Origin of the sequence: Citrobacter enshiensis, assembly GCF_029338175.1 — a bacterium.
GTDB classification, from domain to species: domain Bacteria; phylum Pseudomonadota; class Gammaproteobacteria; order Enterobacterales; family Enterobacteriaceae; genus Citrobacter_D; species Citrobacter_D enshiensis.
In genome coordinates this window covers 741,770-764,907 of record NZ_CP119862.1, presented here as the reverse complement: position 1 = coordinate 764,907, position 23,138 = coordinate 741,770, and the positions used below count along the sequence as shown (strand labels likewise).

Genomic DNA, 23,138 nt, shown 5'->3' with positions numbered 1-23,138 from the left:
AGCGAACCTCAGATTTTATTAACAAGTGTAAAACAGTTGACTACTATCGCAGTCCGAAGACGCGATAACAACCCATAAACAGGCGGATTTTCCAGCGGATAGTGCTGACGCTCCGACTGCGCGACCGGTTTCTTTTTCATATCATTGTAAAACACGTAACCGAACTTAAGCATGACGGTTCGGCGAAACCACGAGAAAACTCTTGTTTAACCAAGAGCGCCCTTGTTCAGTCCTTAGATGCCGTAACCGGCCCTGGAGTCCTGAGAAGCGCCGAGATGGGTATAACATCGGCAGGTATGCAAAGCAGAGATGCAGTATGTGGGGGACATTCGTACACCAGAACGGTGCGACTGATTCAGCAGAATACAACGGTTCATTATCTCGTATCACCTCCACGGCCGCTCCGCACGGAACGAACCCACAAGCCAAAGCAAAAGTTTTAGCCCGGCTGGAAGTGGCAACACGATGAAAACGTCGTGTGCTGTTTGTCTATCCTCAATAATTCGAGTTGCAGGAAGCCAACGCACATGCAACGTGAAGTATGACGGATATGAGCCGCGCGCCGCGTTTTATACCGACATGAGACATAAAAAGCAAAACATAAATGCACACATTGCCATCACCGTCAGGAAAAATTTCCAGCTGTGTTTTCAACGCAATGAGGCTTTACTCAAAAAAAGCTGGAAATCAGGTGAACAAGTAACCTAGAATAGCCATCCAGATGTTAATCCATCCATACTGATTAACACTCAGACTGCCTGTGTCACTAACCTGCAGGCCTTGGTAGAATCTTCTGCTATGGCTTTCCCGCACAACAGTTTGAGCTAAACAAATTCTCCTTAGGTGAAATTAAACATGGCAAAACACCTTTTTACGTCTGAGTCCGTTTCAGAAGGGCATCCTGACAAAATCGCTGACCAAATCTCTGACGCCGTGCTGGACGCCATCCTGGAACAGGATCCCAAAGCACGTGTCGCATGTGAAACCTACGTTAAAACCGGTATGGTTTTAGTTGGCGGTGAGATCACCACCAGCGCCTGGGTTGATATCGAAGAGATCACCCGTAATACGGTGCGCGAGATTGGCTATGTGCATTCCGACATGGGTTTCGACGCGAACTCCTGCGCAGTGCTGAGCGCTATCGGTAAACAATCCCCGGATATCAATCAGGGCGTTGACCGTGCCGACCCGCTGGAACAGGGCGCTGGCGACCAGGGCCTGATGTTTGGCTACGCTACCAATGAAACCGAAGTGCTGATGCCAGCGCCGATCACCTACGCACACCGTCTGGTGCAGCGTCAGGCCGAAGTGCGTAAAAACGGCACTCTGTCGTGGTTACGTCCGGACGCGAAAAGCCAGGTCACTTTCCAGTATGACGACGGCAAAATCGTCGGCATTGATGCCGTAGTTCTGTCCACTCAGCATTCCGAAGATATCGACCAGAAATCCCTGCAAGAAGCGGTGATGGAAGAGATCATCAAACCGGTTCTGCCGAGCGAATGGCTGAGCGCGTCCACCAAATTCTTCATCAACCCAACCGGCCGTTTCGTTATCGGTGGCCCAATGGGCGACTGTGGTCTGACGGGGCGTAAAATCATCGTTGATACCTACGGCGGTATGGCACGTCATGGCGGCGGCGCTTTCTCCGGTAAAGATCCGTCTAAAGTTGACCGCTCTGCAGCCTACGCGGCGCGTTATGTGGCGAAAAACATCGTCGCTGCGGGCCTGGCTGACCGTTGTGAAATTCAGGTCTCCTACGCTATCGGCGTGGCGGAACCGACTTCCATCATGGTTGAAACGTTCGGTACTGAGAAAGTCCCTTCAGAGCAACTGACTCTGCTGGTGCGCGAGTTCTTTGACCTGCGTCCGTACGGCCTGATTCAGATGCTGGATCTGCTGCACCCGATCTACAAAGAAACCGCAGCCTATGGTCACTTTGGTCGCGAACATTTCCCATGGGAAAAAACCGACAAAGCGCAGCCGTTGCGTGATGCCGCCGGTCTGAAATAATCCTCTGACTGAACGCTCTCAAAGGCCAGCCTCGTGCTGGCCTTTTGCTTTTCTCATACCGCCTTCCCCCGCTGTTACCCATTCCAGTTTTCCGTATTTACCCTTCCACAGATAAATTAATGGAAGCGATTACATTCGATTTTACCTTATTAAAACTGGATTAACACTTCACCACACTCAGTCACTCATTGCTGTTACATTGTTTTTCGGCATCATCTTAATTCCTGGTAACAGATCAGGTTATAAAATTATTAATTCCATTATTTTTCATATAATTAAACAATGCATATGATGAATGTTAGTGTAATCGATTACACTAACGTGACTGCCATCACATATTTTTACGGTGTACTCACCTACCCTTAACATCAACAAAATTGGCAACCCAATCGGAGGGCTTTATGCCTGACACTAAAAAACAGGGGCGTTCCAACAAGACGATGACATTTTTTGTCTGCTTTCTTGCCGCCCTGGCTGGATTACTTTTTGGCCTGGATATCGGTGTTATCGCCGGTGCATTACCCTTCATCACTGACGAATTCCAGATTAGCCCGCACACTCAGGAATGGGTGGTAAGCTCAATGATGTTCGGTGCCGCTGTTGGTGCCGTCGGCAGCGGTTGGCTCTCGTTCAAACTGGGTCGTAAGAAAAGCCTGATGATCGGTGCGATTCTGTTTGTGGCAGGTTCGTTGTGTTCTGCCGCCGCGCCTAACGTCGAGATCCTGATCGTCTCCCGCGTGCTGTTGGGCCTGGCCGTCGGTGTCGCCTCCTATACCGCTCCGCTGTACTTATCCGAAATTGCGCCGGAGAAAATTCGCGGCAGCATGATCTCGATGTATCAGTTGATGATCACCATCGGTATTCTGGGGGCGTATCTCTCAGATACCGCCTTCAGTTACAGCGGTGCATGGCGCTGGATGTTGGGCGTTATCATTATTCCCGCCATTCTGCTGTTGATTGGCGTGTTCTTCCTGCCGGACAGCCCGCGCTGGTTTGCCGCTAAACGTCGCTTCGTGGATGCAGAACGCGTACTGCTGCGTCTGCGTGATACCAGCGCAGAAGCCAAACGTGAGCTGGACGAAATTCGCGAAAGCCTGCAGGTGAAACAGAGCGGCTGGGCGCTGTTTAAAGAAAACAGCAACTTCCGCCGTGCCGTCTTCCTGGGTGTGCTGTTACAGGTGATGCAACAGTTCACCGGGATGAACGTCATCATGTACTACGCGCCGAAAATCTTTGAACTGGCGGGCTACACCAACACCACTGAGCAGATGTGGGGAACCGTTATTGTCGGCCTGACCAACGTTCTGGCAACCTTCATCGCCATCGGTCTGGTAGACCGCTGGGGCCGTAAACCTACGCTGACGCTGGGCTTCCTGGTGATGGCCATCGGGATGGGTACACTGGGCACCATGATGCATATCGGTATCCATTCTGCCTCCGCACAATACTTTGCCATTGCCATGCTGCTGATGTTTATCATTGGCTTTGCGATGAGCGCCGGCCCGCTGATTTGGGTACTGTGCTCTGAAATTCAGCCGCTGAAAGGCCGTGATTTTGGTATCACCTGCTCTACGGCAACCAACTGGATTGCCAACATGATTGTGGGCGCGACATTCCTGACCATGCTCAACACGCTGGGCAATGCAAACACGTTCTGGGTGTACGCCGGTCTGAACTTGTTCTTCATCATTCTGACCCTCTGGCTGGTTCCGGAAACCAAACACGTCTCTCTGGAACACATCGAACGTAACCTGATGAAAGGTCGTCGACTGCGCGAAATCGGCGCTCACGATTAATCCATCGCCGCTTCCTCCCGCAGCCGGGAGGAAGCTTCCCCCTTGCAGTCCCCGCCCCCTCGCACTATTCTCTGCCGTTATGAAAACCGTCCGTCTCCCTATCGCCATCCAGCAAGCCGTCATGCGCAGCCTGCGGGAAAAGCTCGCCCAGGCTAACCTGAAACTGGGTCGTGACTATCCGGAACCTAAACTGGTCTATCAGCAGCGCGGTACCGCTGCCGGAACTGCCTGGCTGGAAAGTTATGAAATCCGCCTTAATCCGGTGCTATTAACCGAAAATGTCGATGCGTTTGTGGACGAAGTTGTCCCGCACGAACTGGCGCATTTACTGGTGTGGAAGCACTTTGGCCGTGTTGCGCCGCACGGAAAAGAGTGGAAATGGATGATGGAAAACGTACTTGGCGTGCCCGCCAGACGCACTCACCAATTTGAGCTGCAATCCGTTCGTCGCAACACCTTTACCTACCGCTGCAAATGCCAGGAACATCAACTCACCGTGCGTCGCCATAACCGAATTGTGCGCGGCGAAGCGACTTACCGCTGCGTCCATTGCGGCGAACCGCTGGTCGCACAATAACATTCAGAATTATCAGGAACTTTTCTGATCTGACTGATTGCATACAGGAACAACTTTCGTTACGTTGCGAGCTCGATTTAACACGGAGTTCGTGATGTACCGTAATCTCACTTTTGCAGTGGCGTTTCTGGCGACTGCTCTCTCAGGCCCGGCGCTGGCCGAAGGCATTAACAGTTTTTCTCAGGCAAAAGCCGCAGGCGTCAAGGTCAACGCTGACGTCCCTGGCGACTTCTACTGTGGATGCAAAATTGACTGGCAGGGTAAAAAAGGTGTCGTAGACCTGAACTCCTGCGGTTATAAAGTGCGCAAAAATGAAAACCGCGCCAGCAGAATCGAATGGGAACACGTGGTGCCCGCCTGGCAATTTGGTCACCAGCGGCAGTGCTGGCAGGAAGGGGGGCGTAAAAACTGCGCCAAAGACCCGGAATACCGCAAGATGGAAAGCGACATGCATAACCTGCAACCGGCGGTCGGTGAAGTCAACGGCGATCGCGGTAACTTCATGTACAGCCAGTGGAACGGCGGCGAAGGCCAGTATGGACAGTGCGCGATGAAGGTCGATTTCAAAGAGAAAGTGGCTGAACCGCCAGCGCGCGCACGGGGTTCGATTGCCCGTACCTACTTTTATATGCGCGATCAATACAACCTGAATCTTTCCCGCCAGCAGACACAACTTTTCAACGCCTGGGATAAGCAATATCCGGTCACCGACTGGGAATGCGAACGCGATGAACGCATCGCCAGAGTACAAGGGAACCACAACCCGTACGTGCAACGCGCTTGCCAGGCGCAAAAGAGCTAACCTACACTAGCGGGAATAATTGTTAACCCAACCCCCACGCGACTCGCTTGCGTGGGGAGATACGCGGATTTTAAACTATGCGCATTCCCCGCATTTACCACCCTGAACCTCTCTCTTCTGGCAGCCAGATTTCACTGTGCGAAGATGCCGCCAACCATATCGGTCGCGTGTTACGCATGGGTCCGGGGCAGGCTTTGCAACTGTTTGATGGCAGCAACCAGGTATTTGATGCCGAGATAGCCAACGCCAGCAAAAAAAGCGTGGAGGTGAAGATACTCAGTGGTGAATTCGACGACCGTGAGTCCCCGCTGCATATTCACCTCGGACAAGTGATGTCGCGCGGTGAAAAAATGGAATTCACTATCCAGAAATCAATAGAACTCGGTGTAAGCCTCATTACGCCACTTTTTTCTGAGCGCTGCGGCGTTAAACTGGACAGCGAACGTCTGAATAAGAAGCTCCAGCAGTGGCAAAAAATCGCCATTGCCGCCTGTGAACAGTGCGGTCGTAACCGGGTGCCGGAAATTCGTCCGGCCATGGACCTGGAAACCTGGTGCGCTGAGCAAGATGAAGGGCTGAAGCTGAATCTTCACCCGCGCGCCAGTGCCAGTATCAACACGTTACCGCTGCCGGTTGAACGTATTCGCCTGTTGATTGGCCCGGAAGGCGGGCTGTCGGCAGACGAAATAGCCATGACCGCACGCTACCAGTTTACTGATATCCTGTTAGGACCTCGCGTTCTGCGTACTGAGACAACTGCGCTCACCGCCATTACCGCGCTTCAGGTGCGATTTGGCGATCTGGGCTAACGGAGAAGAACAATGATCAAGCTCGGCATCGTGATGGATCCCATCGCAAGCATCAACATCAAGAAAGATTCCAGCTTCGCTATGCTGCTGGAAGCACAGCGCCGCGGCTACGAACTTCATTATATGGAGATGGCCGATCTTTATCTGATTAACGGTGAAGCCCGCGCCCGCACGCGTACTCTGAGCGTCGAGCAGAACTACGACAAATGGTACGACTTTACCGGCGAACAGGATCTGCCGCTGGCGGATCTGGACGTCATTCTGATGCGTAAAGATCCGCCGTTTGACACTGAATTTATCTACGCCACCTATATTCTGGAACGCGCAGAAGAGAAAGGTACGCTGATTGTGAACAAGCCGCAGAGCCTGCGCGACTGTAATGAAAAGCTGTTCACCGCCTGGTTCTCCGATCTGACGCCAGAAACATTGGTCACCCGCAACAAAGCGCAGCTGAAAGCCTTCTGGCAAAAACACAGCGATATCATTCTCAAACCGTTGGACGGTATGGGCGGCGCGTCGATCTTCCGCGTGAAGGAAGGCGATCCCAACCTCGGCGTGATTGCCGAAACGCTGACCGAACACGGCACCCGCTACTGTATGGCGCAGAACTATCTGCCCGCCATTAAAGACGGTGATAAGCGCGTACTGGTGGTGGATGGCGAACCGGTGCCGTACTGCCTGGCGCGTATTCCGCAGGGTGGCGAAACCCGCGGTAATCTGGCCGCTGGCGGCCGTGGCGAACCGCGTCCGTTAACGGAAAGCGACTGGGATATTGCCCGCCGTATTGGGCCAACGCTGAAAGCGAAAGGGCTTATTTTCGTCGGTCTGGATATCATTGGCGACCGTCTGACCGAAATTAACGTCACCAGCCCAACCTGTATTCGCGAGATTGAAGCAGAATTCCCGGTCTCGATTACCGGTATGCTGATGGACGCGATTGAAGCGCGTCTGCAGAAGTAAGCCGTCTGCAGGATGACGACCTTTGTAGGCCTGATAAGCGTAGCGCCATCAGGCATTAAAACACCGATGCCGGATGGCGACGCGAGCGTCTTATCCGGCCTACGGTAGTGACATCCGTACTCTTTACCCACATACTGACCCCTGTTGCTTTTTTAAACCAGGAACAGAACCTCTGACAATGAATTTACAGCATCACTTTCTTATTGCCATGCCTGCTCTTCAGGATCCAATTTTCCGCCGCTCTGTGGTCTATATTTGCGAACATAATGAAGATGGCGCAATGGGGATCATCATCAATAAGCCACTGGAAAATCTACAGATTGAAGGGATTCTGGAAAAGCTGAAGATCGCGCCAGAACCTCGTGATCCCGCCATTCGCCTTGATAAAGCCGTGATGCTGGGCGGCCCGCTGGCGGAAGACCGTGGCTTTATTCTGCATACCCCGCCGTCGCGTTTTTCATCCAGTATTCGGATTTCAGATAACACAGTGATCACCACGTCCCGCGACGTGCTGGAAACCCTGGGCACACAAGAACAACCTACCGAGGTGCTGGTGGCCCTGGGATACTCCTCATGGGAAAAAGGCCAACTGGAACAAGAGTTACTGGATAACGCCTGGCTGACAGCACCTGCGGATCTCAATATTTTATTCAAAACGCCGATTGCCGATCGTTGGCGCGAAGCTGCCAGACTGATTGGGATTGATATCCTGACCATGCCTGGCGTGGCGGGGCACGCCTGATGAGCGGAACCTTACTGGCCTTCGATTTTGGCACGAAAAGTATTGGCGTTGCGATTGGCCAGCGGATCACCGGCACTGCCCGCCCGCTGCCTGCTATCAAAGCGCAGGATGGAACCCCTGACTGGAACCTCATTGAACGCCTGCTCAAAGAGTGGCAACCCGACGAGGTAATTGTGGGGCTGCCGCTCAACATGGATGGCACCGAACAACCGCTGACCGCCAGGGCACGTAAGTTTGCCAACCGTATTCATGGTCGCTTTGGCGTGACGGTGACCCTGCATGACGAACGGCTTAGCACGGTTGAAGCGCGCTCCGGCCTGTTTGAACAAGGCGGATACCGGGCGCTAAACAAGGGCAAGGTCGACTCCGCCTCTGCCGTCATCATTCTCGAAAGTTATTTCGAGCAAGGGTACTGACCTTCCTCAGTCCGTGGTCATGGCTGTGCGCATCGCCCTGTCGAGTTCTAAAGCCTCCCTTGCGCCTGTCGCTGCTGCAGGCTTTGAGCGAAGGTCTGCATTCCCATCTGCTGCCCGGTTTGGATTATGCCGGGCAGTTGGTGGCTCTTCCCCTCCCGGATCAGATTTCCTGCCGCTGGCGTGTTGATGAGTAGCTCAAACAGCGCCACACGCCCGTCCTGTTTGTCTTGTTCCAGTTTTTGCGACAATACCGCACGCAAACTGCCCGCCAGTTGACTGCGTACCGGATCTTTCTCCTGTGCCGGAAAAGAGTCGATCAGTCGCTCAATGGCTTGCGCCGCGCCACGCGTGTGCAGCGTCGCCAGTACCAGATGCCCTGTTTCCGCTGCGGTCAACGCCAGACGGATCGTTTCGCTGTCTCGCAGTTCGCCCAGTAAAATGACGTCAGGATCTTCCCGCAATGCCGCACGCAGTCCGGAGGCAAACGAAGTACAATGCACGCCGACCTCGCGCTGCTGAATCAAACAACGCTGACTGGCGTAGCAATACTCGATGGGGTCTTCAAGGGTCAGAATATGCGCCTCAGTATGCTGGTTGAGATACTCAACCATCGCCGCCAGGGTGGTCGATTTCCCGCTGCCGGTGGCCCCGGTCACCAGAATAAGTCCATTCTCGCAGTTCAAAAGATTCGTTAAGACGGGCGGCGCCTGAAGTTCCGCCAGTATCGGGCAGGTGGCTGGTAACAACCGCAGCGCCAGCGAAGTCCCCTGCTGGTGAGCAAAAGCGCTGGCGCGTAGCCGCAAGTTCCCCGCCAGTGACACTGCAAAATCAAACTGGCCGTTTATCCGCAGTTGTTCCTGCTGAGCGTCACTAAGCCACTGCGCTAAGAGCGCCTGAATGTCCGGTGACGTAAAGGGAGCCATCTCCACCCGCCCCCGTTTTCGCCAACGCGCAGACCAGGCATTACACAGGTGTAGATCCGAGACGTTATGCTTTACACTAAGGGCCACAATTTCTTCCATATTCATATGAACATCCTCGGAAAATGAACGATATCGCGCATAACCTGGCACAGATCCGGGACAAAATCTCAGCCGCTGCGACGCGTTGCGGGCGGTCTTCAGAAGACGTTACATTGCTTGCAGTGAGTAAAACCAAGCCTGCGAGCGCCATCGCAGAAGCGATTACCGCTGGGCAACGCGCATTTGGCGAAAATTACGTTCAGGAAGGGGTGGAAAAAATTCGCCATTTCCAGGAGAGTGGCGTCGACGGATTGCAATGGCACTTTATTGGTCCGTTGCAGTCCAACAAAAGCCGCCTGGTCGCAGAACATTTCGACTGGTGTCATACGATCGACCGTCTGCGTATTGCTGCCCGTCTGAACGAACAACGCCCGGCAACGCTGCCGCCGCTGAACGTACTCATTCAAATCAATATCAGCGATGAGAACAGTAAGTCAGGAATTCCACTGACAGAGCTGGACGCGCTCGCTGCGGAGGTGGCGGGAATGCCTCATCTTCGCCTACGCGGACTGATGGCGATCCCGGCGCCTGAGTCAGATTATGTAAGGCAGTTTGAAGTTGCCCGTCAAATGGCTGTAGCATTTGCCGGTCTAAAGACCCGTTACCCTGATGTCGATACGCTGTCTCTGGGTATGTCAGACGATATGGATGCCGCGATCGCGGCAGGTAGTACGATGGTGCGCATCGGCACTGCTATTTTTGGTGCACGTGATTACACAAAAAATTAAGGAAAACTAAGGAACGCCATGAATACGTTGACCTTCCTGCTCTCGACCGTTATTGAGCTGTATACCATGGTGCTGTTGCTGCGCGTGTGGATGCAGTGGGCTCGCTGTGATTTTTATAACCCGTTTTCGCAGTTTGTGGTGAAAGTCACTCAACCGATTATCGGGCCGCTGCGCCGTGTCATTCCGCCCATGGGTCCGATTGACAGCGCATCGGTCGTGGTGGCATTCATTCTCAGCTTTATCAAGGCGATAGTGCTGTTTAAAGTGGTCACTTTCCAGCCGATTATCTGGATTGCTGCCGTACTTATCGTACTGAAAACCATCGGTTTGCTGATTTTCTGGGTTCTGTTGCTGATGGCGATCATGAGCTGGGTAAGCCAGGGCCGCAGCCCGGTCGAATACGTGCTCATCCAGCTTGCCGATCCGCTGCTGCGCCCGATTCGTCGATTACTGCCTTCTATGGGCGGCATCGATTTCTCTCCGATGATCCTCGTGCTGTTGCTGTATGTCATCAACATGGGCATCGCGGAGATCTTACAGGCGACAGGTAACATGCTGCTACCGGGGCTGTGGATGGCGCTATGAGTGCCGTTACACCCTGCGATGACGGTCTGGTTTTACGGCTCTATATTCAGCCGAAAGCCAGCCGTGACAGTATTGTGGGTTTACATGGCGACGAAGTAAAAGTCGCCATTACCGCACCACCGGTCGATGGCCAGGCGAACAGCCATCTGGTGAAGTTTCTCAGCAAACAGTTCCGCGTGGCCAAAAGCCAGGTCGTTATTGAAAAGGGCGAACTCGGCCGCCACAAACAGGTTAAAATCATTCATCCGCAACAGATCCCGCAAGAAATTGCGGCGCTAACTGATTAGGTATCCCTATGCAAAAAGTAGTCCTCGCTACCGGCAATGCCGGTAAAGTGCGTGAGCTGGCTTCGCTTTTGAGCGATTTCGGGCTTGATGTCGTGGCGCAGACGGCGCTGGGCGTCGACTCAGCCGAAGAGACCGGCCTGACCTTTATTGAGAATGCGATTCTGAAGGCTCGCCATGCCGCGCAGGTGACGGGTCTGCCCGCCATCGCCGACGACTCCGGTCTGGCCGTTGACGTGCTGGGCGGCGCGCCGGGTATCTATTCCGCACGTTATTCCGGTGAAGATGCGACCGACCAGCAGAACCTGGAAAAACTGCTGGATGCCCTGCAGGATGTACCGGACGATAAACGTCAGGCACGCTTTCACTGCGTGCTGGTCTATATGCGCCACGCGGAAGATCCTACGCCGCTCGTGTGTCACGGTAGCTGGCAGGGCGTCATTACCCGTGAGGCAGCCGGTAGCGGCGGCTTTGGCTACGATCCCATCTTCTTTGTGCCGTCTGAAGGTAAAACCGCCGCAGAGCTGAGCCGTGAAGAGAAAAGCGCGATTTCGCATCGTGGACAAGCATTGAAGCTGCTGCTGGACGCCTTACGACATGGTTAAGCTGCCGCCGCTGAGTCTCTATATTCACATCCCGTGGTGCGTGCAGAAATGCCCGTACTGCGATTTCAACTCGCATGCGCTGAAAGGCGAAGTGCCGCACGACGATTATGTGCAGCACCTGTTGCGCGATTTGGATACTGAAGTGGCTTACGCGCAAGGACGTGAAGTAAAGACTATTTTTATCGGTGGCGGTACGCCGAGCCTCCTTTCCGGTCCGGCGATGCAAACGTTGCTGGATGGCGTGCGGGCGCGCCTGAACCTGGCGGCGGATGCAGAGGTAACGATGGAAGCGAATCCGGGTACGGTTGAAGCGGATCGCTTTATTGACTATCAGCGCGCCGGGGTGAACCGTATCTCCATTGGCGTGCAGAGTTTTAGTGAACCCAAGCTACAGCGTCTGGGGCGTATTCACGGCCCAGAAGAAGCTAAACGCGCCGCAAATCTGGCAAGCGGGCTGGGACTGCGTAGCTTCAATCTCGATCTGATGCACGGCCTGCCGGATCAAACGCTGGAAGAGGCGCTGGACGACTTACAGCAAGCCATCGCGCTTAATCCGCCGCATCTTTCCTGGTATCAGCTCACCATCGAACCCAATACGCTGTTCGGCTCACGCCCACCGGTATTACCCGATGACGACGCCCTGTGGGATATCTTCGAGCAGGGGCATCGGTTATTAACCGCAGCAGGTTATCAGCAGTATGAAACCTCCGCGTATGCAAAACCTGGATATCAGTGTCAGCACAACCTGAACTACTGGCGCTTTGGCGATTACTTAGGCATTGGCTGTGGCGCACATGGCAAAGTGACGTTCCCGGATGGGCGCATTCTGCGTACCACTAAAACACGTCATCCACGCGGTTATATGCAGGGGCGTTATCTCGAAAGCCAGCGCGATGTAGAAGAGGCTGATAAGCCGTTTGAGTTCTTTATGAACCGCTTCCGCCTGCTGGAAGCAGCACCGCGTTGCGAATTTGCGCAGTACACCGGGTTGACTGAAGACGTTATTCGTAAGCAGATCGATGAAGCCATTGCCCAGGGTTATCTGACCGAGTGCGAGGATTACTGGCAAATTACCCAGCACGGCAAGCTGTTCTTAAACTCTCTTCTTGAGCTGTTCCTTGCCGAGTGATTCTGGATGCGCCCATGGGCGCATCCTTCCCGTTACTTAATAATTCCATTACGTCGCAATTCGTCGGTATCTTTTTTCCAGCGATCATAGCCTTCAGTGATATCGTCAATCTTAATGTGAAGATCCGTCTGCTGCATTTGCAGTTTAGAGACGGCCATGTTCAGCGGATACTGCCCTTTTTCATACGCGATCCAGTCGTTTTGCGCTTTACGTCTGAGTTCTTCTGATTTCAAAAATACCTGCCGTCTTTGCTCCTGAATATCGACATTTCTTTTCTGCTGAATAGGCGTTTCATAACACGTGTCACCCTGTTTATGACACGCGTCTAACGCGGGCTGGTAAACGTCTTTTTCATATTTCTCGGCAAATGTATTACTGTCATTCGCTTTGACAAAGTCATCGCGCGCTTTAAACATCTTATGGAAAGCATCTTCTCGGGTCAGCGTCTGACCGTCAGGGCCTTTACCCCAATAAGCATCGGCCTCTTTTTTAGCGACAGCAATTTGTTTATCCAGCGATTTTATTTGTTCTTCCAGGCTTCCGATCGACTTCTTCTGCGCGAGATACGAAGCATCGATTTGACTGAATCGGTAGTTAAAATCATCGCCATTGACGACCAGATATTTATCGCTGGTTTTAATATCAGCAATCACCCGCCCTTCATTACTGGCAGCCGCCTGGAATGAGTAATAGTTAACCGTCCAACCGGAGGCTGGCGTTCCTTTACTGGTTAACATCGCAGAAAATTTAACGGGACGATCTTTTGTCCAGGTTCTTTCAACAAAATAATAATCCGCTGCCATGCCGACACCGGTATAGAGATCATCACTGGAAGAAACATCGCCCTCCGCAGACCATGTGGCCTGGTTGCCTGTGGCATCAAGATTTTTTAAGGTGACAGAATTCAGTTTAAGTACGCCATGGTACTGCTGACTAAACTGCTCTTTTAAGATGTGATCGGTGGGTTGGGCAACCCCCGCCCAGCTATAACCTGAAACCAGCGTAAAAAGTGCAGCGCCTGCTATCCATTGTCGAAACACTCGCGGACCTCCCGTCCAGAATAACGCTAACCACAATTATCATAATCCTGTTGATAATTAGAAAATGAATAATTTTATTTATTCGGGAGATATTTCAGAAATTGCCCCTGCCAGCAGGCCGGGGCATAAGCGATTAATACTGATTAAACATCGTCTGGATCTGTTTTGGATCTTTGGTTTGCGTGAGTGCCAGCTGCAGCAGCACACGGGCTTTCTGCGGGTTCAGCGAACCCGAAGCAACAAATCCGTACTTCGCATCATCGATTTCAGCATCCTGAGTCGTGGCGCCGGTCGGTACGCGGGAAGAGCGAACTACGACAGTCCCTTTATGCGCAGCCGTCGCCAGGGTATCAAAGATCGTTTTGTACAGGTTACCGTTGCCGACACCCGCACTCACAATCCCGTCATAACCTGCATCAACCAGCGCTTTTGCCGGCAGGTCAGACGCATTCGCATAGTTATAGATAATCCCGACCTTCGGCAGTTCGTTCAGCTTAGAGACATCAAACGGCGTGGCGGAAGTGTGTTTACGCGCCGGTGTGCGTTGATAGTCGATTTTGCCGTTGTGGATGTAACCCAGCGGTCCGTAGTTAACGGACTTAAAGGTAGCAACATCGGTGGTATTGGTTTTCGTGACGTCACGGCCATCAAGCACGGTGTCGTTCATCACCACCAGCACGCCACGATTGGCAGAGGCTTTGTCAGCCGCGGTCACTACCGCGTTATAGAGGTTGAACGGACCGTCTGCGCTCATCCCGGTAGAAGGACGCATTGCCCCCACCAGCACTACCGGTTTGTTGCACTTCACGGTCAGATCGAGGAAGTAGGCGGTCTCTTCCATGGTATCGGTGCCGTGAGTGATGACGAAACCGTCGGTTTTATCACACTCGGTATTGATCTTCTTCGCCAGCGTTAACCAGACCTCATCGTTCATATCCTGAGAACCGATATTCACGACCTGCTCGCCTTTCACCACAGCAATATCCTTGAGCTGAGGTACTGCATTCACCAGGTTTTCAACGCCAACTTTACCGGCTGTGTAGTTCGATTTTGTTGCTGAGTCACCGCCCCCGGCAATCGTCCCACCGGTGGCTAAAATAGTGACATTAGGTAAAGCGAGCGCGGCACCGCTGAACCCCATAACCAGTGCGGCAAGTGCCGTTTTCTTGAAAAACTCCATGTTATTTCTCCAGTTACGTAAAAAGTTGACGCATTATCGCAACCCAGGAGATGAATAATGTGATGCCTTCCAATTAAACAGATAAATATGTCATCCAATGTATTGATTTTAGAGATGGATATCAAAATGAGGGAAATAGACAAAACAAAACGGCACAAAACCGTGCCGTTGCTTAAAAAACAGAAAGGATTATTTCAGGCTACTGACCAACGCTTTGCGATTATCTTCCAGCGTCACGACGCGGCTGCAGACATCTTTGCCAAACTGCTGGAAGTCTTTTTCCTGATTCTTCCATTCGTTTTGAATCGATGTTTGCAAACCGCCCAGGCTTCCCAGTACGCCCTGCAGCGGATTCCCACCGCCTTTGAGCACCGCTTTGGCACCCATCTCATTAATGCTGTCCTGCAGAATGCCGCCCATCGCCTGATTCACCAGTTGCTGGCCATCCGCACGCACCTGATCAATCGCCTTGTAGTGGAACGTCAGGCCGTCCGTGCGATGTTCGATAATACGGTTCATCTGCTCTTTCAGTTGCGCATCAAGTTTGGTCAGACGACCGCGCATACTGCTGCTTTCACCCACTTCTTTGGCGATGATTTTGTCCAGCGCGACACGGCTTTTCTCGACCCGGTTTCTGGCGCCTTCATCGATCCACGGTAACGCGCTGCGTAATTCAGACTGGTAATCTTTCGCCTGTTCACGCTGTGCAGCGCTCAGGGTGTACGGCTTATCGTTGAACGTCACGTTGCCGTCCGGCGTAATGACCAGGTTGCCATTTTCGCCTTTCACCTGCACCGTTTGCGGGCTCAAAATAACATCGTCACGCGGCGTGACGCTGCACTTGTAATCTGCGTGTGCGGCCATCGCCGTGAACGTTAGAACTGCCGCCAGCAGCGTTTTGCGCATCATAACTTTCCCTCAAGACAAATCGGGCCAGCAAATGCTGGCCCCGTATGTTTTGTTAGTCCCACCAAACATCGAAAAGTTCGCTGGTGCGCACTTCTTCAAGTTTTTGCTCTTCCAGCCATTTACGAACTATCGCCTGATGTTCTTCCGTGCATTTACCGATTTCCTGCATGCAGATCAGACCTTCCCAGGCCAGATAACCGCTGCCGTCAAAGGCCAGTTTGTTCGGTTCAATGACGTCATTAATAAAATCATCAACGATTTTATCAACCTGCTCTTCAGATGTACCTTCCGGAAAACGCCATGCAACCGAAAATCCTAATTCCTGGAATTCGTCGATATGCATTTTTTTACGCAAACGACGGCTACGGTTCTTTGCCATTATTTCACCCTCTCGAACATTAAGTCCCATACGCCGTGGCCAAGACGATGACCACGCTGTTCAAATTTGGTTACCGGGCGCGATTGCGGGCGCGGTACATAATCGTTTGTTTCAGACTGGTTTTTATACCCGTCGATGGAGGTCATCACCTCAAGCATGTGTTCTGCATAGGCTTCCCAGTCGGTCGCCATGTGGAAAACACCGCCCAGTTTCAGCTTGCTCTTCACAAGCTCAGCAAACGGTACCTGAACGATACGGCGTTTATTATGACGTGCTTTATGCCACGGGTCAGGGAAAAAGAGCTGAACCATGGATAAAGAATTGTCAGGAATCATTTTATGCAGCACTTCGACTGCGTCATGGCACATCACTCGCAGGTTCTCAACCCCTTCCTCATGGGCAGAGGCCAGGCATGCGCCCACCCCCGGAGAGTGGACTTCAATGCCGAGGAAATTCTGTTCCGGACGTTCTTTTGCCATCGCCACCAGCGATGCGCCCATCCCAAAACCGATCTCCAGCGTGATCGGCGCTTCACGGCCAAACAGTGCCGCAAAATCCACAGGCTCTTCGCTGAATTCAACGCCCATCACCGGCCAGTAGTTTTCCAGCGCGTGTTCTTGCCCTTTCGTCAGTCGCCCCTGGCGACGAACAAAACTACGAATACGGCGCAACGGGCGGCCGTTTTCATCAAATTCCGGTGAAATGACGTCGTTCTTCATAAAAGTTAAGTCTGCTTGTGATTGAGTTGCGAAAACGGGCATTATCCAAAGTTAGTTGGCGGATGCAAGTAAAGGAAGAAAGTCAGCACCGGAAAGTTCCGGTTTACACCCTGTTGCCTCTGTGCTGCAATCTGCCCCCCAGCCAATATTAAGCGGTGACCATGCAAGCGTCTCAATTTTCAACCCAGGTGTTGGGTTGGTACGATAAATACGGGCGGAAAACGCTGCCCTGGCAAATTGACAAGACGCCTTACAAAGTATGGCTCTCAGAAGTCATGTTGCAACAAACCCAGGTTGCCACGGTAATTCCCTATTTTGAACGCTTTATGTCGCGCTTCCCTACGGTGACTGATTTAGCCAATGCGCCGCTGGACGAAGTGCTTCATTTATGGACCGGTTTAGGTTACTACGCGCGGGCGCGAAATCTGCACAAAGCGGCCCAACAGGTTGTCACGCTACATGGCGGTCAGTTTCCGGAAACCTTCGATGAAGTGGCGGCATTGCCTGGCATCGGGCGATCTACTGCGGGCGCCGTACTCTCTCTCTCACTGGGTAAACATTTTCCGATTCTCGACGGCAACGTCAAGCGCGTGCTGGCGCGCTGCTATGCGGTGAGCGGCTGGCCGGGCAAAAAAGAGGTCGAGAACAAACTGTGGGCCTTGAGCGAAGCGGTCACGCCCGCCAACGGTGTTGAGCGCTTTAACCAGGCAATGATGGATTTAGGCGCGATGGTGTGTACGCGGTCGAAGCCAAAGTGTTCCCTTTGCCCACTACAAAACGGCTGCATTGCGACCGCCAACGACAGCTGGTCGCTCTACCCCGGTAAAAAACCGAAACAGACGCTACCAGAACGGACAGGCTATTTTTTGCTGATGCAGCATGAAGACACCGTGCTGCTGGCACAGCGGCCTCCCAGCGGATTGTGGGGGGGATTGTACTGTTTTCCTCAGTTTGAAGATGAGGATGGCCTGCGTAAGTGGCTGGCGCAACGGAATATTAAAGCTGATAAACTTAGTCAGCTGAATGCGTTTCGCCATACCTTCAGCCATTTCCATCTGGATATTGTGCCCATGTGGCTTCCCGTGTCTTCCTTCACCTCATGCATGGATGAAGGCAACGCGCTCTGGTATAACTTAGCGCAACCGCCGTCGGTCGGACTGGCGGCTCCCGTGGAGCGTTTGTTACAGCAGTTACGCACCGGCGCTTTGGTTTAAGCCGTCGGGCGATAAAGAGGATAATTTATGAGCAGAACGATTTTTTGTACTTTCCTGCAACGTGATGCCGAAGGCCAGGATTTTCAGCTGTACCCAGGCGAACTGGGAAAACGTATCTATAACGAAATCTCCAAAGAAGCCTGGGCGCAGTGGCAGCATAAACAAACGATGCTGATCAATGAAAAGAAACTCAACATGATGAATATTGAGCATCGTAAATTGCTGGAACAGGAGATGATTAACTTCCTGTTTGAAGGCAAAGATGTACACATTGAAGGCTATACGCCGGAAGACAAAAAATAAGGGCTTAACCGCCCTTTTTCACATCACATAACAACACAACACGCACTCCCGGAATGATGAAAAAATTTTTCGCGCTTGCACTTGTTGCGCCGTTGCTCATCTCCTGTTCCAGTTCGACCAACAAAGGCGATACGTACAATGAAGCCTGGGTCAAGGATACCAACGGTTTTGATATTTTGATGGGGCAATTTGCCCATAACATTGAAAATCTGTGGGGGTTCAAGGAAGTTCTGATCGCCGGTCCAAAAGACTATGTGAAGTACACCGATCAGTTTCAGACCCGCAGCCATATCAACTTTGATGCCGGTACCATCACCGTTGAAACCATTGCCGGAACAGATCCCGCCGGACATCTGCGTCGGGCCATTATCAAGACGCTGTTAATGGGCGACGATCCAACGACTGTCGATCTCTATTCTGACGTCGATGACATTAAGATCTCCAAAGAGCCATTCCTCTATGGTCAGGTGGTGGATCATACAGGCCAGGCCATACGCTGGGAAGGTCGCGCGACAAACTTCGCCGATTACCTGCTGAAAACCCGGCTTAAAAGCCGCAGCAACGGTCTGCGCATCATTTACAGCGTCACCATCAACCTTGTCCCAAACCACCTTGATAAACGCGCGCATAAATACCTCGGTATGGTGCGTCAGGCATCACGGAAATATGGCGTCGACGAATCACTCATTCTGGCGATTATGCAGACTGAATCTTCCTTTAACCCGTACGCGGTCAGTCATGCCGACGCGCTGGGCCTGATGCAGGTAGTTCAGCATAGCGCCGGGAAAGACGTTTTCCGTTCACAGGGACGTTCAGGTACCCCAAGCCGCAGCTTCCTGTTCGATCCTGCCAGTAACATTGATACCGGCACCGCCTATCTGGCGATGCTCAGCAATGTTTATTTAGGGGGGATCGATAACCCGACATCACGGCGCTACGCGGTGATCACAGCCTACAACGGCGGTGCGGGCAGCGTGTTGCGCGTATTCTCCAACGATAAGATCCAGGCTGCTGCTATTATTAACAGCATGTCACCGGGAGATGTTTACCAGACGCTGACCACTCGACACCCTTCTGCAGAATCGCGTCGCTATTTGCATAAGGTCAATTCGGCACAAAAATCGTATCGCCGTAAATAGTCCCCCCTGCGTCCCCTCCCGCCCTCCGTAAACCACGAGGGCGGGACATAAAAGTGTTAACTCCATCACCCTTTTGCTTTGCAATAGGAAAATGTTTGCAAATATTTGTCACAGGTAACAAAAAACAAAGGTCTGTCGTTGATAGAATCACATCATATTGCAACGGCAAATGTGCCTTTTAAAACATTCATCCGCATTACGGTGTGAGGAAATTAACATGAATCTTAAGCTGCAGTTGAAAGTCCTCTCCTTTCTGCAGTTCTGCCTGTGGGGAAGCTGGCTCACGACCCTCGGCTCGTATATGTTTGTCACCCTTAAGTTTGACGGTGCCTCCATCGGTGCTGTTTATAGCTCTCTGGGGATCGCCGCCGTCCTGATGCCTACGCTGTTAGGGATTGTGGCGGACAAATGGTTAAGTGCGAAATGGGTGTATGCCATTTGCCATCTGCTTGGCGCCGCAACGCTGTTTATGGCGGCGGAGGTGACCACGCCGGGCGCAATGTTCTTCGTGATCCTCCTTAACTCGTTGGCCTATATGCCGACGTTGGGCCTGATCAATACCATCTCCTACTACCGTTTGCAGTCTGCGGGGATGGACATTGTGACCGACTTCCCGCCAATCCGTATCTGGGGCACCATCGGCTTTATCTTTGCCATGTGGGGTGTGAGCTTCTCCGGCTTCGAACTGAGCCATATGCAGCTGTACATCGGTGCCGTCCTCTCCGTTGTTCTGGCGCTGTTCACCCTGACGCTGCCGCATATTCCGGTAGCCAACCAGCAGAAAAACCAGAGCTGGACATCAATGCTGGGTCTGGATGCCTTCGCGCTGTTTAAAAACAAGCGTATGGCGATCTTCTTCATCTTCTCAATGATGCTGGGCGCTGAACTGCAAATCACCAACATGTTCGGGAACACCTTCCTGCACAGCTTCGATAAAGACCCGCTGTTTGCCAGCAGCTTTATCGTGCAGCACGCCTCGGTGATGATGTCGATTTCTCAGATCTCCGAAACTCTGTTTATCCTGACGATCCCGTTCTTCCTGAGCCGCTACGGCATTAAGAACGTTATGCTTATCAGTATTGTGGCGTGGATGCTGCGCTTCGGTCTGTTCGCGTATGGCGACCCGACGCCGTTCGGTACCGTGCTGCTGGTTCTGTCGATGATTGTTTACGGCTGCGCCTTCGACTTCTTCAACATCTCCGGTTCAGTGTTTGTTGAAAAAGAAGTTCGCCCTGAAATCCGCGCCAGTGCGCAGGGTATGTTCCTGATGATGACCAACGGTTTCGGTTGCATCCTGGGAGGTGTGGTCAGCGGGAAAGTGGTTGAGCATTACACACTGAACGGTATTACCGACTGGCAAACCGTGTGGCTGATTTTCGCCGGCTACTCTCTGATTCTGGCTTTCGCGTTCGTCGCCCTGTTTAAATACAAACACGTCCGCACGCCAACAGGCTCTCAGCCCGTGACACATTAATTCTTCTCTGACAAAAACGGGTCGCCTTTGGGTGACCCGTTTTTTTTCGTACTTACTTCAGCACATAGCCATACAAACGCTTAATGCCGTCTGTGTCTGTTTCGCTGTACACGCCCTGTAGCTCTGGTGAGAAACCCGGTAACAGGTTTACACCCTCTTCCAGCGCGAGGAAGTAACGCTGGACCGCCCCGCCCCACACTTCACCGGGGACCACACACAGGACGCCTGGAGGGTAAGGTAGCGCCCCTTCCGCCGCGATACGACCTTCTGCATCGCAAATACGTACCAACTCGACATCACCACGGATAAACGCGCTGTTGGCATCCTGAGGATTCATCGCCACCTTTGGCAAACTCTCCTGACGGAACATCGCTTTTTGCAGATCTTTAACATCAAAGCTGACGTACAGATCGTGCATCTCCTGGCACAGTTCGCGCAGGGTATAGTCACGATAGCGCACCGGGTATTTATTGAAGATGGTCGGCAACACCTCTGAAAGCGGCGTATCGTCTTCAATATGCTGTTCAAACTGCGCCAGCATCGCCACCAGTTGCGCCATTTTGTCAGCGCTTTCAGCAGGCGTCAGGAGGAATAAAATCGAGTTGAGATCGCACTTCTCCGGCACGATGCCGTTTTCGCGCAGATAGTGCGCCAGAATGGTAGCGGGAATACCAAAATCGGTATAACGCCCGGTCTCAGCATCAATGCCAGGCGTTGTCAGCAGCAGCTTGCAGGGATCGACAAAATACTGATCGTCGGCATACCCTTCAAAGCCGTGCCATTTCGCACCGGGTTCAAAGCTGAAGAAGCGGCGCTCACTGGCAATTACTGCCGTGGGATGTTCCTGCCACGGCTTGCCATCGACGACGGGAGGAATAAACGGCAGGAGCATTTTACAGCTGGCGAGAATGGCCTTACGCGCTTCAATACCCAGCGTGACGCATTCGGCCCACAAACGGCGGCCGCTCTCCCCTTCATGAATTTTGGCGTTAACATCCAGCGCCGCAAACAGCGGGTAGAACGGACTGGTCGACGCATGGAGCATAAAGGCATTATTCAGCCGCTTATGCGGGCAGAAACGCGCCTGGCCACGAATATGGTTATCTTTCTTGTGAATCTGCGAGGTTTGCGAGAAGCCGGCCTGCTGTTTATGGACGGACTGGGTGACGAAAATGCCCGGATCGTTTTCATTCAGCTCCAGCAACAACGGCGAGCCATCAGCCATCATTGGAATAAATTGCTCATAACCCACCCAGGCCGAGTCAAACAAGATGTAGTCACAAAGATGACCTATCTTGTCGATCACCTGGCGTGCGTTGTAGATAGTGCCGTCATAAGTGCCAAGTTGAATAATGGCCAGACGGAAGGGCCGCGCTTTATCTGCCTTTTCCGGCGCGACATTGCGAATTTGCTCGCGCAGATACGCCTCGTTAAAACAATGTTCATCAATGCCGCCAATAAAACCAAACGGGTTACGTGCCGCCTCAAGATAAACCGGCGTAGCGCCCGCCTGAATCAGTGCGCCATGGTGATTCGACTTGTGGTTGTTACGATCGAACAGCACCAGATCGCCGCGCGTCAGCAGCGCGTTGGTGACCACTTTATTTGCCGCTGACGTCCCGTTGAGCACAAAATAGGTTTTATCCGCATGGAAGACTTTGGCGGCAAATTTCTGTGCATGTTTCGCCGACCCTTCGTGGATCAGCAAATCGCCCAACTTCACATCGGCGTTGCACATGTCGGCACGGAACAGGTTTTCACCGAAAAAGTCGTAAAAATGGCGACCCGCGGGATGCTTTTTAAAAAACTCGCCGTGCTGATGCCCGGGGCACGCAAAGGTACTGTTGCCCATCTCAACGTACTGCGTCAGCGTGTCATAAAATGGCGGCAGCAGCTCCTCTTCATAACGGCAGGCAGCAGACTCCAGCTCCAGCCAGTCCTGCGCGCTGCCCGCAATGACCGCTTCGACGCCCGCAGGCGCATCTGTCGTCTCTTCTGAGAACATAAATACCGGCAAATGAAAGCCAGTACGTTTGAGCAGGGAAAGAATGCCGCTACGGCTGTCCGCAACGGTAATGACGACTGCCGCGACGTCGGTAAAATCGGTACTGTCCAGCGCCACCACATGACGGTGCGTAGACAAGCGGGATACCAGCTCACCGCTGGCGGCAATATTCATTGATTTCATAAGCACAAAAACCCGTTTCGGGAGTGTAAAAGCCCCGGACAAAGCACAATGGCCTTGCCGAACGATTTGTCGGGTCAAACTGGTCACCAGCTCCGACCGCCAGACATCAGTAAAAGCAGACACTATCT

Annotated in this window: 26 protein-coding genes; 17 read left to right on the top strand and 9 right to left on the bottom strand. The window is 52.6% G+C overall.

All coding sequences use genetic code 11. The annotated features are described in order from the left end of the window. Positions 1-8: 8 nt before the first annotated feature. Positions 9-140 (bottom strand): acid stress response protein YqgB, encoded by a 132-nt coding sequence (gene yqgB, locus P2W74_RS03760; protein ID WP_162380248.1) that lies wholly within the window; start codon positions 138-140, stop codon positions 9-11. Positions 141-233: 93 nt separating this feature from the next. After that, positions 234-377 carry a hypothetical protein gene (locus P2W74_RS03755; protein WP_276293946.1) on the bottom strand — a complete coding sequence of 48 codons (144 nt, stop codon included), beginning with the start codon at positions 375-377 and terminating at the stop codon, positions 234-236. Between the two features lie 478 nt (positions 378-855). Between P2W74_RS03755 and metK the strand changes: the two genes are divergently transcribed. From metK to ruvX, 8 genes are all read left to right on the top strand, one after another. Next, entirely contained in the window at positions 856-2,010 is a 1,155-nt protein-coding gene (gene metK, locus P2W74_RS03750; RefSeq protein ID WP_276293945.1) for a methionine adenosyltransferase, read from the top strand. Between the two features lie 401 nt (positions 2,011-2,411). Then, positions 2,412-3,806 (top strand): galactose/proton symporter, encoded by a 1,395-nt coding sequence (gene galP, locus P2W74_RS03745; protein ID WP_276293944.1) that lies wholly within the window; start codon positions 2,412-2,414, stop codon positions 3,804-3,806. 79 nt (positions 3,807-3,885) lie between these two features. Next, positions 3,886-4,383: a SprT family zinc-dependent metalloprotease gene (locus P2W74_RS03740; protein WP_276293943.1), complete on the top strand. Its 498-nt coding sequence runs from the start codon at positions 3,886-3,888 to the stop codon at positions 4,381-4,383. Between the two features lie 94 nt (positions 4,384-4,477). Next, on the top strand, positions 4,478-5,185 hold the full coding sequence (gene endA / locus P2W74_RS03735) for a deoxyribonuclease I (protein WP_276293942.1): 708 nt from the start codon (positions 4,478-4,480) through the stop codon (positions 5,183-5,185). Between the two features lie 77 nt (positions 5,186-5,262). Beyond that, positions 5,263-5,994: a 16S rRNA (uracil(1498)-N(3))-methyltransferase gene (gene rsmE, locus P2W74_RS03730; protein WP_276293941.1), complete on the top strand. Its 732-nt coding sequence runs from the start codon at positions 5,263-5,265 to the stop codon at positions 5,992-5,994. A gap of 12 nt (positions 5,995-6,006) precedes the next feature. Continuing rightward, positions 6,007-6,954: a glutathione synthase gene (gene gshB / locus P2W74_RS03725; protein ID WP_203360018.1), complete on the top strand. Its 948-nt coding sequence runs from the start codon at positions 6,007-6,009 to the stop codon at positions 6,952-6,954. 178 nt (positions 6,955-7,132) lie between these two features. Next, the gene (locus P2W74_RS03720) at positions 7,133-7,696 is read left to right on the top strand and encodes a YqgE/AlgH family protein (protein WP_276293940.1); all 564 of its coding nucleotides are present in this window, start codon (positions 7,133-7,135) and stop codon (positions 7,694-7,696) included. After that, positions 7,696-8,112: a Holliday junction resolvase RuvX gene (gene ruvX, locus P2W74_RS03715; RefSeq protein WP_276293939.1), complete on the top strand. Its 417-nt coding sequence runs from the start codon at positions 7,696-7,698 to the stop codon at positions 8,110-8,112. Before P2W74_RS03720 ends, ruvX begins: the two co-directional genes overlap by 1 nt. Before the next feature lie 47 nt (positions 8,113-8,159). Here the strand turns inward: ruvX and P2W74_RS03710 are convergent, their stop codons facing one another. Further along, positions 8,160-9,140: a type IV pilus twitching motility protein PilT gene (locus P2W74_RS03710; RefSeq protein ID WP_276293938.1), complete on the bottom strand. Its 981-nt coding sequence runs from the start codon at positions 9,138-9,140 to the stop codon at positions 8,160-8,162. A gap of 17 nt (positions 9,141-9,157) precedes the next feature. On the opposite strand from P2W74_RS03710, the gene P2W74_RS03705 reads away from it, so the two are divergent. Genes P2W74_RS03705 through hemW form a run of 5 tightly spaced genes read left to right on the top strand, consistent with a single transcriptional unit; the run spans position 9,158 to position 12,465 of the window. Then, the gene (locus P2W74_RS03705; protein ID WP_276293937.1) at positions 9,158-9,862 is read left to right on the top strand and encodes a YggS family pyridoxal phosphate-dependent enzyme; all 705 of its coding nucleotides are present in this window, start codon (positions 9,158-9,160) and stop codon (positions 9,860-9,862) included. A gap of 18 nt (positions 9,863-9,880) precedes the next feature. Then, complete coding sequence (locus P2W74_RS03700; RefSeq protein ID WP_276293936.1) at positions 9,881-10,447, top strand: YggT family protein; 567 nt, start codon at positions 9,881-9,883, stop codon at positions 10,445-10,447. Next, complete coding sequence (gene yggU / locus P2W74_RS03695; RefSeq protein WP_276293935.1) at positions 10,444-10,734, top strand: DUF167 family protein YggU; 291 nt, start codon at positions 10,444-10,446, stop codon at positions 10,732-10,734. The genes P2W74_RS03700 and yggU overlap by 4 nt, the downstream gene beginning before the upstream one ends. 8 nt (positions 10,735-10,742) lie before the next feature. Continuing rightward, positions 10,743-11,336 (top strand): XTP/dITP diphosphatase, encoded by a 594-nt coding sequence (locus P2W74_RS03690; RefSeq protein ID WP_276293934.1) that lies wholly within the window; start codon positions 10,743-10,745, stop codon positions 11,334-11,336. After that, entirely contained in the window at positions 11,329-12,465 is a 1,137-nt protein-coding gene (gene hemW, locus P2W74_RS03685; RefSeq protein ID WP_276293933.1) for a radical SAM family heme chaperone HemW, read from the top strand. The genes P2W74_RS03690 and hemW overlap by 8 nt, the downstream gene beginning before the upstream one ends. Before the next feature lie 32 nt (positions 12,466-12,497). On the opposite strand, the gene P2W74_RS03680 is transcribed toward hemW, so the two are convergent. The 5 genes from P2W74_RS03680 to trmB form a co-directional block, all read right to left on the bottom strand. Continuing rightward, positions 12,498-13,505 carry a DUF1202 family protein gene (locus tag P2W74_RS03680; RefSeq protein WP_276293932.1) on the bottom strand — a complete coding sequence of 336 codons (1,008 nt, stop codon included), beginning with the start codon at positions 13,503-13,505 and terminating at the stop codon, positions 12,498-12,500. Between the two features lie 133 nt (positions 13,506-13,638). Then, positions 13,639-14,685 carry an L-asparaginase 2 gene (gene ansB / locus P2W74_RS03675; protein WP_276293931.1) on the bottom strand — a complete coding sequence of 349 codons (1,047 nt, stop codon included), beginning with the start codon at positions 14,683-14,685 and terminating at the stop codon, positions 13,639-13,641. 189 nt (positions 14,686-14,874) lie between these two features. Further along, positions 14,875-15,594: a YggN family protein gene (locus P2W74_RS03670; RefSeq protein WP_276293930.1), complete on the bottom strand. Its 720-nt coding sequence runs from the start codon at positions 15,592-15,594 to the stop codon at positions 14,875-14,877. A gap of 52 nt (positions 15,595-15,646) precedes the next feature. Next, positions 15,647-15,973: a YggL family protein gene (locus P2W74_RS03665; protein ID WP_046497219.1), complete on the bottom strand. Its 327-nt coding sequence runs from the start codon at positions 15,971-15,973 to the stop codon at positions 15,647-15,649. Next, the gene (gene trmB / locus P2W74_RS03660; protein WP_276293929.1) at positions 15,973-16,692 is read right to left on the bottom strand and encodes a tRNA (guanosine(46)-N7)-methyltransferase TrmB; all 720 of its coding nucleotides are present in this window, start codon (positions 16,690-16,692) and stop codon (positions 15,973-15,975) included. Before trmB ends, P2W74_RS03665 begins: the two co-directional genes overlap by 1 nt. Positions 16,693-16,853: 161 nt before the next feature. Here trmB and mutY point away from each other — a divergent pair, with 161 nt between their 5' ends. The 4 genes from mutY to P2W74_RS03640 all read left to right on the top strand — a co-directional run bounded on the left by mutY (position 16,854) and on the right by P2W74_RS03640 (position 20,822). Beyond that, the gene (gene mutY, locus P2W74_RS03655) at positions 16,854-17,906 is read left to right on the top strand and encodes an A/G-specific adenine glycosylase (RefSeq protein ID WP_276293928.1); all 1,053 of its coding nucleotides are present in this window, start codon (positions 16,854-16,856) and stop codon (positions 17,904-17,906) included. A gap of 27 nt (positions 17,907-17,933) precedes the next feature. Further along, on the top strand, positions 17,934-18,209 hold the full coding sequence (locus P2W74_RS03650) for an oxidative damage protection protein (protein WP_192613456.1): 276 nt from the start codon (positions 17,934-17,936) through the stop codon (positions 18,207-18,209). Between the two features lie 53 nt (positions 18,210-18,262). Beyond that, the gene (mltC, locus tag P2W74_RS03645; protein ID WP_276293927.1) at positions 18,263-19,348 is read left to right on the top strand and encodes a membrane-bound lytic murein transglycosylase MltC; all 1,086 of its coding nucleotides are present in this window, start codon (positions 18,263-18,265) and stop codon (positions 19,346-19,348) included. 217 nt (positions 19,349-19,565) lie between these two features. Next, positions 19,566-20,822 carry a nucleoside permease gene (locus P2W74_RS03640; RefSeq protein WP_276293926.1) on the top strand — a complete coding sequence of 419 codons (1,257 nt, stop codon included), beginning with the start codon at positions 19,566-19,568 and terminating at the stop codon, positions 20,820-20,822. A 52-nt stretch (positions 20,823-20,874) separates the two neighbouring features. On the opposite strand, the gene P2W74_RS03635 is transcribed toward P2W74_RS03640, so the two are convergent. Further along, positions 20,875-23,010: an ornithine decarboxylase gene (locus P2W74_RS03635; RefSeq protein ID WP_276293925.1), complete on the bottom strand. Its 2,136-nt coding sequence runs from the start codon at positions 23,008-23,010 to the stop codon at positions 20,875-20,877. Positions 23,011-23,138: the final 128 nt, after the last annotated feature.